The 15,869-nt window shown below is 70.2% G+C and carries 15 protein-coding genes; 10 read left to right on the top strand and 5 right to left on the bottom strand.

Translation table 11 applies throughout. The features are described from left to right. Positions 1–20: 20 nt before the first annotated feature. A complete protein-coding gene (locus PFX91_RS01015) occupies positions 21–1,631 on the bottom strand; it encodes a carboxyl transferase domain-containing protein (RefSeq protein ID WP_285728959.1) in 1,611 nt (536 codons plus the stop codon). Positions 1,632–1,740: 109 nt separating this feature from the next. Between PFX91_RS01015 and PFX91_RS01010 the strand changes: the two genes are divergently transcribed. Further along, the gene (locus PFX91_RS01010; protein WP_285728716.1) at positions 1,741–2,319 is read left to right on the top strand and encodes an SACE_7040 family transcriptional regulator; all 579 of its coding nucleotides are present in this window, start codon (positions 1,741–1,743) and stop codon (positions 2,317–2,319) included. 138 nt (positions 2,320–2,457) lie between these two features. Here the strand turns inward: PFX91_RS01010 and PFX91_RS01005 are convergent, their stop codons facing one another. Continuing rightward, a complete protein-coding gene (locus tag PFX91_RS01005) occupies positions 2,458–2,892 on the bottom strand; it encodes a hypothetical protein (RefSeq protein ID WP_285728715.1) in 435 nt (144 codons plus the stop codon). 274 nt (positions 2,893–3,166) lie between these two features. Between PFX91_RS01005 and PFX91_RS01000 the strand changes: the two genes are divergently transcribed. Continuing rightward, complete coding sequence (locus PFX91_RS01000; protein WP_285728714.1) at positions 3,167–4,543, top strand: NAD(P)/FAD-dependent oxidoreductase; 1,377 nt, start codon at positions 3,167–3,169, stop codon at positions 4,541–4,543. 56 nt (positions 4,544–4,599) lie between these two features. Here the strand turns inward: PFX91_RS01000 and PFX91_RS00995 are convergent, their stop codons facing one another. Next, a complete protein-coding gene (locus PFX91_RS00995) occupies positions 4,600–4,890 on the bottom strand; it encodes a metal-sensitive transcriptional regulator (RefSeq protein ID WP_285728713.1) in 291 nt (96 codons plus the stop codon). Positions 4,891–5,160: 270 nt separating this feature from the next. On the opposite strand from PFX91_RS00995, the gene PFX91_RS00990 reads away from it, so the two are divergent. The 5 genes from PFX91_RS00990 (at position 5,161) to PFX91_RS00970 (ending at position 10,646) form a co-directional block, all read left to right on the top strand. Then, positions 5,161–5,406, top strand: coding sequence for a DUF2630 family protein (locus PFX91_RS00990; RefSeq protein ID WP_285728712.1), 246 nt, complete (start codon positions 5,161–5,163; stop codon positions 5,404–5,406). Positions 5,407–5,513: 107 nt separating this feature from the next. Then, positions 5,514–6,197, top strand: coding sequence for a DUF4126 domain-containing protein (locus PFX91_RS00985; RefSeq protein ID WP_285728711.1), 684 nt, complete (start codon positions 5,514–5,516; stop codon positions 6,195–6,197). A gap of 42 nt (positions 6,198–6,239) precedes the next feature. Then, positions 6,240–6,911, top strand: a complete 672-nt coding sequence (locus tag PFX91_RS00980; RefSeq protein ID WP_285728710.1) for an HAD family hydrolase — start codon at positions 6,240–6,242, stop codon at positions 6,909–6,911. Positions 6,912–7,219: 308 nt separating this feature from the next. Then, positions 7,220–9,211, top strand: coding sequence for an acetoacetate--CoA ligase (locus PFX91_RS00975; RefSeq protein ID WP_285728709.1), 1,992 nt, complete (start codon positions 7,220–7,222; stop codon positions 9,209–9,211). A gap of 127 nt (positions 9,212–9,338) precedes the next feature. Then, positions 9,339–10,646: a heparan-alpha-glucosaminide N-acetyltransferase domain-containing protein gene (locus PFX91_RS00970; protein ID WP_285728708.1), complete on the top strand. Its 1,308-nt coding sequence runs from the start codon at positions 9,339–9,341 to the stop codon at positions 10,644–10,646. Here PFX91_RS00970 and PFX91_RS00965 read toward each other — a convergent pair. Both PFX91_RS00965 and PFX91_RS00960 read right to left on the bottom strand, forming a co-directional pair. Further along, positions 10,624–11,310, bottom strand: coding sequence for a hypothetical protein (locus PFX91_RS00965; protein WP_285728707.1), 687 nt, complete (start codon positions 11,308–11,310; stop codon positions 10,624–10,626). The genes PFX91_RS00970 and PFX91_RS00965 overlap by 23 nt on opposite strands. Before the next feature lie 34 nt (positions 11,311–11,344). After that, entirely contained in the window at positions 11,345–12,064 is a 720-nt protein-coding gene (locus PFX91_RS00960) for a GNAT family N-acetyltransferase (protein WP_285728706.1), read from the bottom strand. Positions 12,065–12,423: 359 nt separating this feature from the next. Here PFX91_RS00960 and deoC point away from each other — a divergent pair, with 359 nt between their 5' ends. From deoC to PFX91_RS00945, 3 genes are read left to right on the top strand one after another with little or no spacing between them, the layout of a single operon-like run. After that, a complete protein-coding gene (gene deoC, locus PFX91_RS00955; RefSeq protein WP_285728705.1) occupies positions 12,424–13,371 on the top strand; it encodes a deoxyribose-phosphate aldolase in 948 nt (315 codons plus the stop codon). Positions 13,372–13,377: 6 nt separating this feature from the next. Then, on the top strand, positions 13,378–14,808 hold the full coding sequence (locus PFX91_RS00950) for an aldehyde dehydrogenase family protein (RefSeq protein WP_285728704.1): 1,431 nt from the start codon (positions 13,378–13,380) through the stop codon (positions 14,806–14,808). Continuing rightward, positions 14,801–15,745, top strand: coding sequence for an aldehyde dehydrogenase family protein (locus tag PFX91_RS00945; protein ID WP_285728703.1), 945 nt, complete (start codon positions 14,801–14,803; stop codon positions 15,743–15,745). Before PFX91_RS00950 ends, PFX91_RS00945 begins: the two co-directional genes overlap by 8 nt. The last annotated feature ends 124 nt before the right edge of the window (positions 15,746–15,869 follow it).

Here is a 15,869-nt window from a genome sequence, read left to right as displayed (position 1 = left end):
GTGACGTGGTCAAGGGTTCCTCACATCCGGAAGACGCCGTAGCCCACCGGGTCCAGCGGCGCGTGGCGGGCGGCGGACAGGGCCATGGCGAGGACGTCGCGGGTGTCGACGGGGTCGATCACACCGTCGTCCCACAGACGGGCGGTGGAGTAGTACGGGCTGCCCTGCTCCTCGTACTGGTCGCGGATGGGGGCCTTGAAGCTCTCCTCGTCCTCGGCCGACCACTCCTCGCCCCGCGCGGTGAGCTGGTCGCGGCGCACCGTGGACAACACCGAGGCGGCCTGCTCACCGCCCATCACCGAGATGCGGGCGTTCGGCCACATCCACAGGAACCGGGGGGAGTAGGCCCGGCCGCACATGCTGTAGTTGCCCGCCCCGAAGGACCCGCCGATGACCACGGTGAACTTGGGGACGCGGGCGCAGGCCACGGCGGTGACCATCTTGGCGCCGTGTTTGGCGATGCCGCCCGCCTCGTAGTCGCGCCCGACCATGAACCCGGAGATGTTCTGTAGGAACACCAGAGGCACACCACGGCGGTCGCACAGCTCGATGAAGTGGGCGCCCTTGAGCGCGGACTCGGAGAACAGGATGCCGTTGTTGGCGATGATCCCGACCGGATGGCCGTGGATGTGCGCGAACCCGGTGACCAGGGTGGTGCCGTACTCGGCCTTGAACTCGGTGAACTCGCTGCCGTCCACCACACGCCCGATGACCTCGCGCACGTCGTAGGGGGTACGGGTGTCGGCGGGCACCACGCCGTACAGTTCGGCGGGGTCCAGTACGGGAGGTCGCGGTTCACGGACCCGCCACGCGGGGGGCTCGGGCGGACCCAGGGTGTCGGCGATGTCGCGGACGATGTTCAGGGCGTGGGCGTCGTCGTCGGCCAGGTGGTCGGTGACCCCGGACACCCGTGAGTGCAGGTCGCCGCCGCCCAGGTCCTCGGCGCTGACGACCTCTCCGGTGGCGGCCTTGACCAGGGGAGGGCCGCCGAGGAAGATCGTGCCCTGTTCGCGGACGATGACGGCCTCGTCGCTCATCGCCGGCACGTAGGCGCCGCCCGCGGTGCAGGAGCCCAGTACCGCCGCGATCTGCGCAATGCCCAGCTTCGACATGTTCGCCTGGTTGTAGAAGATCCGCCCGAAGTGCTCGCGGTCGGGGAAGACCTCGTCCTGCATGGGCAGGAACGCGCCGCCGGAGTCGGCGAGGTAGACGCACGGCAGGCGGTTGTGCAGAGCCACCTCCTGGGCGCGCAGGTGCTTCTTGACGGTCATGGGGTAGTAGCTGCCGCCCTTGACCGTGGCGTCGTTGGCGACCACGACCATCGGCCGCCCCATGATCCGGCCCACGCCCGCGATCATTCCGGCCCCTGGGGCGTCCTGACCGTCCCGACCGTAGAGCCCGTAGGCGGCCAGGGGGGCGATCTCCAGGAAGGGGGAGCCGGGGTCCAAAAGGAGGTCGACACGGTCACGCGGTAGGAGTTTGCCGCGTTCGACGTGTCGTGCCCGGGCCTTCTCCGGGCCGCCCAGGGCCGCGGTGGCGATCCGCTCGCGCAGCTCCAGGGCGAGGGCGTGGTTCGCCGCGTCGTTGGCGGCGAACGCGGGCCCGGCGGTGTCCACCGCCGTGTCGAGCACAGATGCCCTGCTCATGGTGTCCTCTCGTGGAGGGATGTTAATGCTCGCTAACATCCCAGATGTTAGTGACTACTAACATGGGTGTCCAGGGCACAGGGAAGGGGAGTCGATGACGGTCAGGGGGCGGCGCCGGACGGCGATCCTGGGCGCCGCGGCGGATCTGTTCGCCGAACACGGCTACCGCGGGGTGTCCATCGACGACCTGGGCCGTGCCGTCGGCACCACCGGGCCCGCCCTGTACCGGCACTTCTCCGGAAAACAGGCGCTCCTGGGGGAGGTCCTGGTGGACATCAGCGAACGGCTGGAGCGCCGGGGCCGGGAACTGGTGGAGAGCGCCGGGGACGCGGAGGAGGCCCTGGAGGAACTGCTGCGCGGGCACATCGCCTTCGCGTTGGACGAGCCCGCCCTGATCACCGTGCACGACCGGGAACTGGGCAACCTCACCGACGGCGATCGCCGTCGTGTGCGTCGTCTGCAACGCGGCTACGTCGAACAGTGGGTGGGGGTGCTCGCCCACCTGCGTCCCCACACCCCGCTCCACGTTCTGCGGGCCGCGGTGCACGCCGTGTTCGGGCTGCTCAACTCCACCCCGCACAGCCGGGGGAAACTACCACGCCAACAGATGGAGCGGCTGCTGCTGGACATGGGAAGAGCCGCTCTGACCGTCCCCACGGCGGCGTCGAGCTGAGGCCCGCTCCTCGACCGGGAACGACCGGAGGGGTGGTCTCCTCATGCGGGGGAGCGGGGCGGGCGGACGCCGCGTGCGACAGGACGAAGGACGGGCCGCCCACCGGGGACGGCCCGTCCTCCTGGTCGGACACGTGTCCTACGGCAGGGCTCCGTCGGCCTCCGACGTGCCCGCGGTGGGGGACCCCTCCACGGGAGCCTCCTCGGTGGCCGTGGGACTCGAAGGGGCGCCCTCGGACGGCGCCTGTTCGGTGGGCTGTTCCTGGGCCGGTGCCCCCTCGTTCGGTGCCTCCTCGGTCGGTGCCCCCTCCGCCGGGGCGGTGGTGGTCGGGGTCTCCGCCCCGGCCGAGCCCGGGACATCCGCCGGAACGGGGTCGGCGTCGTCCTCGGGGTTGGCCTCGGCGGTGGTGTCGCCCTGGCCCAGCAGATCACCGAGAAGCAGACCGAAGATGCCCTGGAGCGGGCCCCCGGGCTCGTCGCCCTCGGCGGTGGCGGCGAGAGCGGCCCCCGAGCCGGGCACGGCCAGCCCCGCGGCCAACACCATGGTGGCGGTGATCCTGGTGAACGCACGCATACGCGTTCACGACTCCCTTCCTGTCGAGCGGAAACACGTACCGTTATTATTCTGTTACACATGGTGTTCGGTGTCACGAACCCCTCGACGGTCGGGAGTTTCGGAACGGTCCACCGACACCTCCATGCGCGGTTCAACGGAGGGCAAAGCCGGAGAACGGTCTGGGAGCGGGGCCCGGGGACGCGCAGGACCGGACATTCGCCGCGGTCGAAGTGGGTAGTGCTGCGACCAGCGGTACCAGTCCCGACCCACGTCACGGAGAGGAGCGCCGTCTATGTCTCGGCCTCGGATCGTGGTGGTCGGCGCGGGTTTCGGTGGTCTGCACACCGTGCGCCACCTTGAGCGCCGTATCCCGACGGGGATGGCGGACATCGCCCTCGTCGCGCCACACGACTACATGCTCTACAGTCCGCTGCTGCCCCAGGTGGCCTCGGGGCTGCTCACACCGCAATCGGTGGCCATGTCCGTCCACCGGCTCACCAAGGAGACCAGGCTCGTTCCCGGACACGCCATCGGCGTGGACCCCGCGTCTCGCGTGGTCATCGTGTGCCGGCCCACCGGGGAACTCGCCCCGGTCCGCTACGACCGTCTGGTCCTGGCTCCCGGAGGGGTCACCCGGGCCTTCGACATCCCGGGTCTGGCCGAACACGCCTACGGGGCCAAGACACTGGCCGAGGCGGTGCTCCTACGTGACCACGTGCTCGCACAACTGGAACTGGCCAACGACAGCCGCGATCCGATCGAGCGTGAGGAGCGCTGTCGGTTCATCGTGGTCGGGGGCGGTTACACCGGTGTGGAGACCGCCGCCTCCCTGATGCGTCTGTGCGAGGTGGCGGCCAGGCGCTATCCGGAACTGCGTTCCGTCATCCGCTGGCACCTGGTGGACATCGCGCCCAAGGTGCTCCCCGAACTCGGTGACCGCCTGGGCCGCAAGGCGCTCGACCTGCTGCGGTCCATGGGCATCGAGGTCAAGCTCAAGGTGAGCGTGCGCGAGGTGACCGCGGACAAGGTGGTGCTCACCGATGGACGCGCGCTGCCCTGCCGTACCCTCATCTGGACGGCGGGGGTCTCTCCCAGCCCGCTGATGGAGACCTTGGACAAGCCCACTCAGAAGGGGCGTCTGGAAGTGGGGGCGGATCTGCGGGTGCCCGGTCTCGACGACGTGTTCGCGCTCGGTGACGCGGCGGCGGTGCCCAACCTCGCGCACGAGGAGAGCGCCTACTGCCCGCCGACCGCCCAGTACGCCAGTCGCCAGGCGGCGACGGTCGCGGAGAACGTGGTCTCCTCCATCCTGGGGCGGCGGCTGAAGGAGTTCCGACACCGGGACATGGGCCTGGTCGTCGACCTGAGCGGGAACGACGCTCTGGCACGCATCATGCAGATGGAGCTGAGCGGTCTGCCCGCCCTGGCCGTCACCCGTGGATACCACACGTTGTCGGTGCCCTCCACGACCGCTCGGGCGCGCATCCTCGCCAACTGGGCGATCCGCAGGTTCACCGGCGGCGACACCGCGCGGCTGGGCTTCGCCCACGAGGGGCGACCGTCGTCGTTCGTGGCCAACGAGGCCGTCGACTACCTGGACGCCCAGAGAACGCGACGTGAGGGCGAGCGCCTGCTGGAGAACCTACGGGAGCGCTACGGAGAGGACTGAGGAGCCGTCCGGGCCGGACGGGCCGTCCCGGTCCACCGGCCCGGATGGCCGATGGCTCAGGAGCGGACCAGGCGAGCGATCGCCTCGGAGGCCTCACGCACCTTCTCGTCGGCCTCCGCCCCGCCGTTGGCGACGGCGTGGGACACGCAGTGCTTGAGGTGTTCGTCGAGCATGGACAGCGCGAAGGACTGTAGCGCCTTGTTCGCGGCTGAGGTCTGGGTCAGGATGTCGATGCAGTACTGATCGGACTCCACCATGCGTTGCAGGCCGCGGATCTGCCCCTCGATACGGCGCAGCCGGTTGATGTGACTCTGCTTGTCGTTACTGTAACCGTGGGTCGCAGCCATGCTCCTGCTTCCGTGTCGTTCCTGCCCGCATGCCGTCACCATACCCCCTTGCGGTATCCCCCGGAGGGAGGAGGAGGGCGTTCCGCCGGTGTGTGCCGCGCGGGTACGCGCGCGTTCGCCCGAGCGGCCGTCGGGAGGAGTTCTCCAGACCCCGGGGGCCGCGGGGCCTCGAAGGTGCGTACCCGACCGGGCCCCATCGGGTGGAGGCCGCGAAGAACCGCCGGAGGGCGGTCCTTGCCCAAGGGCCGGACGTCGGGTGAACATGACGCTATGACCGACGAGGCCGAGAAGGACATCCTGGCCACCATCCGGGGGCTGATCGACGAGGAGCACGCGTTGCGTTCCACCCCCGAGGGGGTGGACGAGCGTGAGCGCGCACGCATGAGGCAGATCGAGCAGGCGCTCGACCAGTGCTGGGACCTGCTCCGACAGCGCAGGGCCCGCAGTGAGGCCGGCCGGGATCCCGACGAGGCCGAGATCCGTCCCGCCTCGGAGGTGCGGAACTACCCCCAGTAGGCATCGGAAGGCGAAACCAGGTGAGCTCCGCGGGCGTCGACATCTGTACATCGGAGTCGGGGCGATGACCGCACGCCCCCCACCCCTCGGAGCACGCAAGGAAACGCATGGTCGCCACACTCACCGGTCTGGGCCTGTCCTCCGCCGCCGGGCTCAACGCCTACATCCCTCTTCTCGTGATCGGCCTGATCGCCCGCTTCACCGACCTGCTCCCGCTCGGCGCCTCCTGGCAGTGGTTGGAGCACCCCGTCACGCTCGTGACCCTCGGTGTGCTGCTGGTGGTGGAGTTCGCCGCCGACAAGGTGCCCGCGTTGGACAGCGTCAACGACGTGATCCAGACGGTGGTGCGGCCCACCTCCGGCGGCATCACCTTCGGGGCCGGAGCCTCCACGGTGGAGCTCGCCGAGATCACCGGCGCCGCCTCCGGTGCCTCCGCCCCGGACGGGGTCTCCTGGGGACCCGTCGTCGCGGGCGTGGTCATCGCCCTGCTCTTCCACGTGGCCAAGGCCCTGGCCCGACCGGTCGTCAACACCGTGACCGCGGGCTGCGCCGCGCCCATGGTCTCCCTCGCGGAGGACGTGGTCAGCTTCACGACCTCTCTGGCCGCCGTTCTGCTGCCCGTCGTCATCCTCGTCGTGTTCCCGCTCATGGTGTTGGGCGGAGTCTGGGCGGTGCGGCGCGGTCGGCGCCCGCGCCGGTGGTGGCGTGGGCACGCGGAAGGCGGTGCGGGCGGCACGAGGGCGGGGGAGGGGCCGGTGGGACCGCGCGATCCCGGGGACAGGGTGGCGTAGAACGCGTACCCGGTCCGGGAGAGTGAGCATAAAGTGCGACTGATGACTGAGACGACTTTCGACCGACACGAGATCACCCACATCGTCTGGGACTGGAACGGCACCCTCCTCAACGACAACCACGCCAACCTCGCGGCGGTCAACGCCGTGTGCGAGATGTTCGGACGCGACCCCGTGGAACTGGACCACTGGCGTTCCTTCTTCCGGCGTCCTCTGCTCCCCTGCTACGAGGAACTCCTCGGCCGCGCCCTGGAGGAGGACTGGGAACGGGTCGAGGAGCTCTACCACAGCAGCTACCTGCGCCACCTGCCCTCCTGCGAGCTGACACCGGGCGTCCCCGAGGTACTGCACGAGTGGGCCCGGAACGGGGGCACCCAGTCCCTGCTGTCCATGGCCTCCCACGACCATCTGGTGCCGCTCGTCACGGAACGAGGCCTGATCCCCCACTTCACCCGGGTGGACGGTCGTCGGTTCCAGACCGAGCACGACTCCAAGGCCGAACACCTGCTGCGCCACCTGGAGCACCAGGACGTCGACCCCTCCCGGGTCGTGCTGATCGGCGACATCGACGACGACGCCCGCGCCGCCCACGGTGCCGGCGCGCACTCCATCCTGGTCACCAGCGGCCTGATGTCCCCCGAGCGGCTCCGGGCGACGGGTTCCCTCGTGGTCGACTCCCCGGAGGAGGCCGTCGCCGTACTGCGTGGAGCCTGACCCCGGGTGGACGCGGCGGCCCGGTGTCGCCCCTTCGAACCTCGGCTCGGTGGGGCGACACCGGGAACATGGACATCCGATCATCGGATCTTTCGTCCTTCGATGCCCGTGTCAATGGGGGCTCCCCACCTCCTTCGACACCTTCCTGGGTGGGACGGCCACAATCCGAACCTTCTCGGCTGTGACCTGCGCTATCTTCCTCGGTCCCGGACTCGGTTAGCCGGAGGCCGGGGCACCTCCGGCTTTTTGGTGTGTTGTTAGATGGGACTCACAGCAAGACTCAGCCACGCAAACGGGAAGGCGGGCCAATGACGAAGAGCAGCGTGCCGCGTGTGCTCTGGCAGCCCGACGAGGAGAGGATCGCCTCCTCCAACATCGTCGCGTTCGCCCAGTGGGCCGAGCGGAACAAGGGGGTCCGGACCTTCGGCGAAGGGGACGCGGCCGAAACCTTCGACTACGACTCCCTGTGGCGCTGGTCGGTCACCGACATCGACGGTTTCTGGGAGTCGATCTGGGAGTACTACGGCGTCCGCGCCGAGACGCCCTACGAGCGGGTCCTGGGCGAGCGGACCATGCCCGGTGCGGAGTGGTTCCCCGGAGCCACCCTCAACTACGCCCAGCACATCTTCGAGGGCCGTGACGACGACCGGCTCGCCATCCAACACGCGACCGAACTACGCGCCCTGGACGGGTGGACCTGGGGACAGCTGCGCCGGCGCACCGCCGCCATCGCCGCAGGACTGCGCGAACTCGGAGTCGGCCCCGGCGACCGCGTGGTGGCCTACCTGCCCAACCTTCCCGAAACCGTCGCCGCGTTCTACGCCACGGCCTCCCTGGGGGCCGTGTGGTCCTCCTGCTCCCCGGACTTCGGGGTGCGCAGCGTCATCGACCGCTTCGCGCAGATCGAACCCAAGGTCCTGCTCGCCGTGGACGGCTACCGCTACGGAGGCAAGGACTTCGACCGCCGCCCGGTGGTGGAGGAGCTGCGCGCGGCCCTGCCCACCGTCGAGCACACCGTTCTGCTCGACCAGCTCCACCCGGGTCGGCCCCTGGAGGGCACCCTGTCCTGGGAGCGGCTGGAGGAGTCCGGCGCAGGGGCCGAACTGGAGTTCACGCCCGTCCCCTTCGACCACCCCCTGTGGGTGCTCTACTCCTCGGGCACCACCGGTCTGCCCAAGGCCATCGTCCACGGACACGGCGGCATCCTCCTCGAACAGCTCAAGAACCTCCACCTGCACCTGGACGCCCAGGAGCACGACCGGGTCTTCTGGTTCACCACCACCGGTTGGATGATGTGGAACTTCCTGGTCAGCGTCCTGCTGACCGACGCCTCCATCGTCCTGTACGACGGCAGTCCCGCCGCGCCCGACCTGGGCGCGCTGTGGGACCTGGCCGCCGACGCCGGGGTCACCGTCTTCGGCACCAGCGCAGGCTTCCTCTCCTCCTGCATGAAGGAGGGCGTCCACCCTCGTCAGGGCCGTGACCTGTCCGCCCTCAAGGCCATCGGCTCCACCGGCTCCCCGCTCAGTCCCGAGGCCTTCTCCTGGGTCTACGAGGAGTTCGACCGGGACCTGTGGCTGTTCTCCACCTCCGGTGGTACCGACGTGTGCAGTTGCCTGGTCGGCGGCACCCCGACACTGCCGGTCCACGAGGGCGAGATCCAGTCCCGTGCCCTCGGCATGGCCGTCGCCTCCTGGGACCCCGACGGCAAGGAACTCGTCAACGAGGTCGGCGAACTCGTCGTCACCCGGCCCGCCCCCTCCATGCCCCTGTTCCTGTGGGGCGATGACAGCGGCGAGCGTCTGCACGACAGCTACTTCTCCGTCTACCCGGGCATCTGGCGTCACGGCGACTGGATCGAGATCACCGACCGCGGCACCGCCGTCATCTACGGACGCTCCGACTCCACCATCAACCGTGGTGGGGTACGCATGGGCACCAGCGAGATCTACCGCGCCGTGCTCGCGATCGAGGACGTCCTCGACGCCCTCGTGGTGGACGTCCCCCAGCCCGACGGCTCCTCCCGGATCGAGCTGTTCACCGTGCTACGCGAGGGCGCCGACCTGGAGGGCGATCTGCCCAAGGAGATCGCCCGACGCATCCGCACCGACTGCTCTCCCCGACACGTCCCCGACCGTGTCCGCATGATCAGGTCCGTGCCCCGCACCCTGTCGGGCAAGGTCCTGGAGGTGCCGGTCAAGCGCATCCTCATGGGGGAGAGCCCCGAGAAGGTCGCCAGCCGCGACTCGCTGGCCAACCCCGAGGCACTCGACTACTTCAGCACCCTGAAGGACGGGTAGGGGACCTCGCGGGCGCGGACGCCAAGGACGTTCCGCGCCCGCGGGAACCGGCGTCGTACGTGGCCGTCTTCGGCCACACGGTGGAGGTTCCGGGCGTGGTCGCCCCCGGGGGCATAGCCTGACGGTCGTGGCACAGAACCAGTCAGACGACACCTCCGCCGCGGCCACGAACGTGCCCGCCCGCGGAACCCGTATCGACGGTATAGACGCGGCGCGCGCCCTCGCGGTCTTCGGGATGTTCATCGTCCACCTCGGGGTGGACTCGATGGGCCTGCTCTCGCCCGAGGACTACGCCTGGCCGGTGCACGATGTGGTGCGCGGCAACTCCTCGGCGCTCTTCGCCCTGCTGGCGGGGGTCTCTTTGGCCATCATGACCGGACGCACCCGGCCGGTCGGCGGAGAACCGCTGCGCAGAGCGGCGGTGCGCATCCTCACCCGCGCCCTGCTCATCGGTGTTCTCGGCCTGGTGCTGGACCTCCTGGGAGTCCCGGTGGCCGTCATCCTCACCTACTACGCGGGCTTCTTCGTGCTGGCACTGCCGTTGGCCAGGTTCGGTCCCGCCATGCTGTGGACGGTGGCGGGCGTCCTGGCGGTGGTCGGTCCACCGCTCTCGTTCCTGCTGCGAGACGGCTTCTTCCCGGCCTCCCCCCGCACGAGCGCGGTCACGTCCCTCACCGAGTTCTTCCTGACCGGTTACTACCCCGCGATCACCTTCATGGTCTACGTGATCGCGGGGATGGCGGTGGGTCGCCTGGACCTGACCGCCACAGCGGTGCGGTGGCGCCTGGCGGCCACGGGCCTGGTCCTGGCCGTGTTCGGCTACGTGGGCTCCTGGCTGATGCTGTACCCCCTGGGCGGACTGGACCGACTGGTGGAGACGCGCGGTCCCGCCCTGACCGGCCTGCCTCCGGAGATGGTCACCGACCCGGCGGTGGTGGACGACGTGCGTTACGCGGTGACCGACAAGATGGAGTCGGTCTCCGGCCAGGTGCCCACCGACTCCTGGTGGTGGCTGGCGACCGGCGCGCCCCACACCGGCACCACCTTCGAGATCGCCGAGGCGATCGGCCAGGGACTGGTCGTGTTGGTGGTGTGCATGTTCCTGTGCGACCGTCTCCGTGTCCTGACCTACCCGCTGACCTCGGTCGGACGCATGCCGCTGACGATCTACAGCGGGCACATCGTGGTCCTGGCGGTGGTCATCTCCGCCTCGGGAATCGACTGGCAACAGCCCTGGCTGTTGGAGCAGTTCATCCTCGGTTCCCTGGTCTTCGCCACCCTGTGGCGACGGTTCGTGGGTCGGGGCCCGGCCGAGACGGCCCTGGGCGAGGCGGCGACCGCGGCGGTCGCCCTGTGGGAGGAGCGCAGGGCCGCGGGCGGTCTTCCCGGCTCCTCCTCCGGGGGGAACGGGCCTACCGGCCGTCCCGGCGGCTGAAGTGGGCCGAGGTGCGGTCGCGGTGGGTCAGGGAGTCGACGGTGGTCCGGGAGTTCTGCCTCATGAGCCGGCGCGCATCGTCGGCGGCGGACCGGGCCACGGACGGGCTGGCCACCGGCCGCTGGGACACCTCCGCATCCTCGGGCAGACCGATGTCCATGGGCAGGCCCGCCTTGCTGATCACCCTCAGTTGGGCGGCCTCCTGTGACTTGGAGGGGCGGATGTCGCCGTCGGGGGTCCGCCAGGCCCTCATCCGCACACCTAGCCATTCGGTGCCCTGGTGGTCCGGGCCGCTCGGCCACGGCACGCCGTCGGGCCTGTGGGCCAGCGCGTGCAGAACGTCGGCGACCGTCCATCCGGCCGAGAAGAACCGGGCGGTCTCCTCGCGCAGCACGCGAAAATCCACCCGTCGCAGGGAGCCGTCCTCGCGACGCAGTGACTCACAGGCCTCGTGCACCGCTCGCGGAGTGTGCCGGGGGCGGTGCAGGGGGTCGGCCTCGGGCTTGTGCAGCAGGGCGTCGTCCACGGTCACGATCACCTCACCGTGACGGTTGTCCCAGACACCGACGTCCTCGCGAGCCCACCCCTGTGACTCGATCAGGGCCGTCGCCAACCTGCGCAGATCGACCCGCTCGTCATCGCTGCTGATCCGGAACTCCGCCATGGCCCCAGCTTAGGCCGGTCGCGTGGAATCCCGCTCATCCCCCTCGGAGGTCGTGGGGAGACCGGTGGTGACGGTGTGGGGCGCGATCGTCGGAAGGCACGTCCGGTCCCTCGTCGTCGCCCGACGACGAAGGACCGAGGGCGGTACGGGGCACGACCACGGGGCGGGTCATCACCGATTGTGCTCGTCCGACCTCGTCCAGACGGCGGTGCCCGGTGAAGGAGAATCCGGCGCGCCGGTAGACACGCGCCGCCGCGTGGTTGGCCTCGTCGACGCACAGCACCAGCGTGTCGGCGTGCGGTGCCACCTCGGCGACCAGCCGGTCCAGTGACGGAGGCGAGCACGCGGCCCGGCCCACGCCCCTGCCCTGCCAGGCGGTGGTGACGTGGAAGGCGCGCAACAGTACCGCACGCGCCGGATCGGGGACCAGGTCACGGGCGTGTACGGCCCGGTCCAGGACACCGAACCCGGCACAGACGGCCCGGGCCTGGGCGGCGTCGGTCACGGGCGAGGCGAGGACGCGTACGGCGAAGGGGACACGGGCGGGGTCGGCGTCGGCCGCGGGCAGGGTGGCCACCGGCGGCTTCGCGTGTGCGCGTTGTCCCGGCGGCAGGCGGTGCCGCAGCACGGCCTGCCGTAGCAGGATCGTCTCCGGGGTCTCTCGGTCCAACCGCACCAGGCGTACCGGGCCGGGGGCGACGGCGCCCTCGTCGGGGCCATGGCCCCGACGTCCGGTCGACCTCCCGTCGTCCACCGTGCCTCCGTCTCCCTCGGCCTCACGACCCAGTCTGGCACCCCCACGGGTCCGCGCAGGGGAGTGGTCCGGTCTAGACCGGTGGTGTCTCCTGTGAAGAACGTGAGATGGAGAAAACGCCTGTTCTCTGGCGTTCTCGGGTTCTGTATGGCGGAAAGTACGGGGATGGCCCTCGCCTTCCCTTGGAGGCTTCTCCAACCTTGGGCGGCGCGGTCGGCGCAGATGCTGACGCCACCTTCGCCCGGCGTTAGGGTGACTGCCTGGCGGTCGAGGGGACCACCTCCCCACGCCGCACCGCACACGAACCGTTCCCGCCGGCCCCGGCGGACGGAGTGACCCACGATCCGATCGAGCTGTAGGTGCCCGTGCCCCACACCGCATTCGCGCCCGAGGCGATGAGCAACCGTTCCCTCCGGGCGTTCCTGCACGGATTCCCGGGAGTGGACGAGGTCGGTGCGCGTGCCCGCGCCCAGGATCTGTCCACCCGGTCCATCAAGACCACCGCCAAGGCCGAGGCCATCGATCTGGCCATCCGCATGGTGGACCTGACCACGCTGGAGGGAGCCGACACCCCCGGCAAGGTCCGGTCCCTGTGCGCCAAGGCCGTCGGCCCCGACCCCGCCGACCGCACCGTGCCCCGCGTGGGCGCGGTGTGCGTCTACCCCGACATGGTCGCCACCGCCGTGGAGGCACTGCGCGGTACCGGTGTCGCCGTGGCCTCGGTGGCCACCGCCTTCCCCTCCGGCCGCGCGCCCATGGAGGCCAAACTCGCCGACACCCGCCGCGCCGTCGCCGACGGCGCGGGCGAGATCGACATGGTCATCGACCGTGGCGCCTTCCTGTCCGGCGACTACCTCAAGGTCTTCGAGGAGATCGTCGCGATCAAGGAGGCCTGCGGTGCCGCCCACCTCAAGGTCATCCTGGAGACCGGCGAACTGGCCACCTACGACAACGTGCGCCGGGCCTCCCACCTGGCGATCAGGGCGGGAGCCGACTTCGTCAAGACCTCCACGGGCAAGGTCTCGCCGGCCGCCACCCTGCCGGTCACCCTGGTCATGCTGGAGGCGGTCCGCGACCACCACGCCGCCACCGGACGACGCGTGGGAGTCAAACCCGCAGGCGGTATCCGCACCACCAAGGACGCCATCCGCAACCTGGTCCTGGTCAACGAAGTCGTCGGCCCCGACTGGCTGACCCCCGCCCTGTTCCGCATCGGCGCCTCCAGCCTGCTCAACGACCTTCTGATGCAGCGCACCAGGCTGTCCACCGGCACCTACCCGGGCCCCGACTACTACACGCTGGACTGAAACGTCGTGATCTTCGAGTACGCGCCCGCACCGGAGTCCCGCTCCGTCGTCACCCTGCGCGAGACCTACGAGCTGTTCGTCGACGGCGCCTTCACGCCGGCGGAGAGCGGCGAGCACCTCACCGTCGTCAACCCCGCCGATGAGAGCGAACTCGCCCGGGTCGCCGTGGCCGGGGCCGCCGACGTGGACAAGGCGGTGACCGCGGCCCGCCGCGCCTACGACACCGTGTGGAGCCGGATGCCCGGCGCCGAACGCGGCAAGTACCTGTTCCGCATCGCCCGCATCCTCCAGGAACGCTCACGCGAACTGGCCGTGCTGGAGTCCATGGACAACGGCAAGCCGATCAAGGAGACCCGCGACGTCGACCTGCCGCTGGTGGCGGCGCACTTCTTCTACTACGCGGGGTGGGCCGACAAGCTCGCCCATGCGGGCCTGGGTCCCGATCCGCGCCCCCTCGGAGTGGCGGCCCAGGTCATTCCGTGGAACTTCCCGCTGCTCATGCTCGCGTGGAAGATCGCCCCGGCCCTGGCCACCGGGAACACCGTCGTCCTCAAGCCGGCCGAGACCACCCCGCTCACCGCGCTCGCCTTCGCGGAGATCTGTCAGGAGGCGGAACTGCCCCCGGGGGTGGTCAACATCCTCACCGGAGCGGGCGAGACCGGACGCGCCCTGGTGGAGCACCCCGGTACGGACAAGGTGGCCTTCACCGGCTCCACCGAGGTGGGTCGACAGATCGCCCGGGCGGTCGCGGGCACCGACAAGAGGGCGACCCTGGAACTGGGCGGCAAGGGGGCCAACATCGTCTACGACGACGCCGCGATCGACCAGGCGGTCGAGGGCATCGTCTCCGGTATCTTCTTCAACCAGGGGCACGTGTGCTGCGCCGGCTCCCGACTGCTGGTGCAGGAGTCGATCGCCGAGGAGCTGCTGCCCCTGCTCAAGACCCGTATCTCCCGGCTGCGCCTCGGGGACCCCCTGGACAAGAACACCGACATCGGCGCCATCAACTCCGCCGAACAGCTGGAACGCATCCGCGAGCTCACCGACACCGGCGAGGCCGAAGGCGCGGAGCGCTGGTCGCCCGTCTGCGACCTGCCCGGGAGCGGTTACTGGTTCGCGCCCACGATCCTGACCGGTGTCAGTCAGGCCCACCGGGTGGCACGCGAGGAGATCTTCGGTCCCGTGCTCTCGGTCCTGACCTTCCGGACCCCGGAAGAGGCCGTGGCCAAGGCCAACAACACCCCCTACGGTCTGTCCGCGGGCGTGTGGACCGAGAAGGGCTCGCGCATGCTCTGGACCGCCGAGCGCCTGCGCGCCGGGGTGGTCTGGTCCAACACGTTCAACAAGTTCGACCCGACCAGCCCCTTCGGCGGCTACAAGGAGTCGGGATACGGCCGCGAGGGCGGGCGACACGGATTGGAGGCCTACCTTGGCTGAGCGGCGCGACACCGGAAAGGCCACCAGGGCGGCGACCAGGGCGACCGGCGAGGGCGCCGCACCCGTGCGCCTGGCGGTCCGCAAGACCTACAAGCTCTACCTGGGCGGGGCCTTCCCCCGCTCCGAGTCGGGCAGGAGCTATCCCGTGACCTCTGCCGACGGCCGGCACCTGGCCAACGCCGCGCTCGCCTCCCGCAAGGACGCCCGCGACGCCGTGGCGACCGCCCGCAAGGCCTTCGGCGGCTGGTCGGCGCGCACCGCCTACAACCGCGGCCAGATCCTGTACCGCGTCGCCGAGATGATGGAGGGCCGGCGCGACCAGTTCGCGGCCCAGGCCGTCGCCGCCCAAGGACTGTCCGCCGATGAGGCCGACCGCGTGGTCTCCGCGGCGATCGACCGCTGGGTGTACTACGCGGGCTGGACCGACAAGGTGGCCCAGGTGATCGGCGGAGCCAACCCGGTGGCGGGCCCCTACTACAACCACTCGGCTCCCGAACCCACCGGAGTGGTCGTGGTCTTCGCTCCCCCGAACGCGCCACTGCTCGGTCTGACCAGCGTGATCGCACCGGTGATCGCCACGGGCAACACCACCGTGGTGGTCGCCTCCGAGAAGGCGCCCTTGGCCGCGATCGACCTGGCCGAGGTGCTGGCCACCTCCGACCTGCCCGGAGGGGTGGTCAACCTGCTCACCGGCCGGGTGCCCGAGCTGGGGCCCCATCTGGCCGCGCACGCCGACGTCGACGCTCTGGATCTGACCGGTGCGGGGGAGGCGGCCGTGGAGTTCGAGAAGGCCGCCGCCGCCACGCTCACCCGGGTCCTGCGTCCCACGCCCGAGGCCGACGGGGGCGAGGAGGCCTGGCTCGACCCCGACCCGGGCACCTCCCGCATGACCCCCTTCCTCGAGACCAAGACGGTCTGGCACCCCATCGGGACCTAGGGAGTGTTTTTTGCATCATTCCGGGCTCGCGTCCACCAGGCTGCCTCTCGCTACGCCTCTGCGCTCGTGAAGCACAACCAGGCTGAACTTCGCACATCGTCTTGCGAGAGATTGCCTGGACGGC

It is taken from the genome of Nocardiopsis sp. ATB16-24, assembly GCF_030271535.1.
Lineage (GTDB): Bacteria > Actinomycetota > Actinomycetes > Streptosporangiales > Streptosporangiaceae > Nocardiopsis.
The sequence above is the reverse complement of the archived record's forward strand: the minus strand, read 5'-3'. Positions and strand labels throughout refer to the sequence as shown.

Bases quoted from the DNA above. Each gene is read 5' to 3' on its own strand.
- PFX91_RS01010 (WP_285728716.1), top strand. From the start codon at position 1,741: ATGACGGTCAGGGGGCGGCGCCGGACGGCGATCCTGGGCGCCGCGGCG.
- PFX91_RS01005 (WP_285728715.1), bottom strand. From the start codon at position 2,892: ATGCGTGCGTTCACCAGGATCACCGCCACCATGGTGTTGGCCGCGGGG.
- PFX91_RS01000 (WP_285728714.1), top strand. From the start codon at position 3,167: ATGTCTCGGCCTCGGATCGTGGTGGTCGGCGCGGGTTTCGGTGGTCTG.
- PFX91_RS00995 (WP_285728713.1), bottom strand. From the start codon at position 4,890: ATGGCTGCGACCCACGGTTACAGTAACGACAAGCAGAGTCACATCAAC.
- PFX91_RS00990 (WP_285728712.1), top strand. From the start codon at position 5,161: ATGACCGACGAGGCCGAGAAGGACATCCTGGCCACCATCCGGGGGCTG.
- PFX91_RS00985 (WP_285728711.1), top strand. From the start codon at position 5,514: ATGGTCGCCACACTCACCGGTCTGGGCCTGTCCTCCGCCGCCGGGCTC.
- PFX91_RS00980 (WP_285728710.1), top strand. From the start codon at position 6,240: ATGACTGAGACGACTTTCGACCGACACGAGATCACCCACATCGTCTGG.
- PFX91_RS00975 (WP_285728709.1), top strand. From the start codon at position 7,220: ATGACGAAGAGCAGCGTGCCGCGTGTGCTCTGGCAGCCCGACGAGGAG.
- PFX91_RS00965 (WP_285728707.1), bottom strand. From the start codon at position 11,310: ATGGCGGAGTTCCGGATCAGCAGCGATGACGAGCGGGTCGATCTGCGC.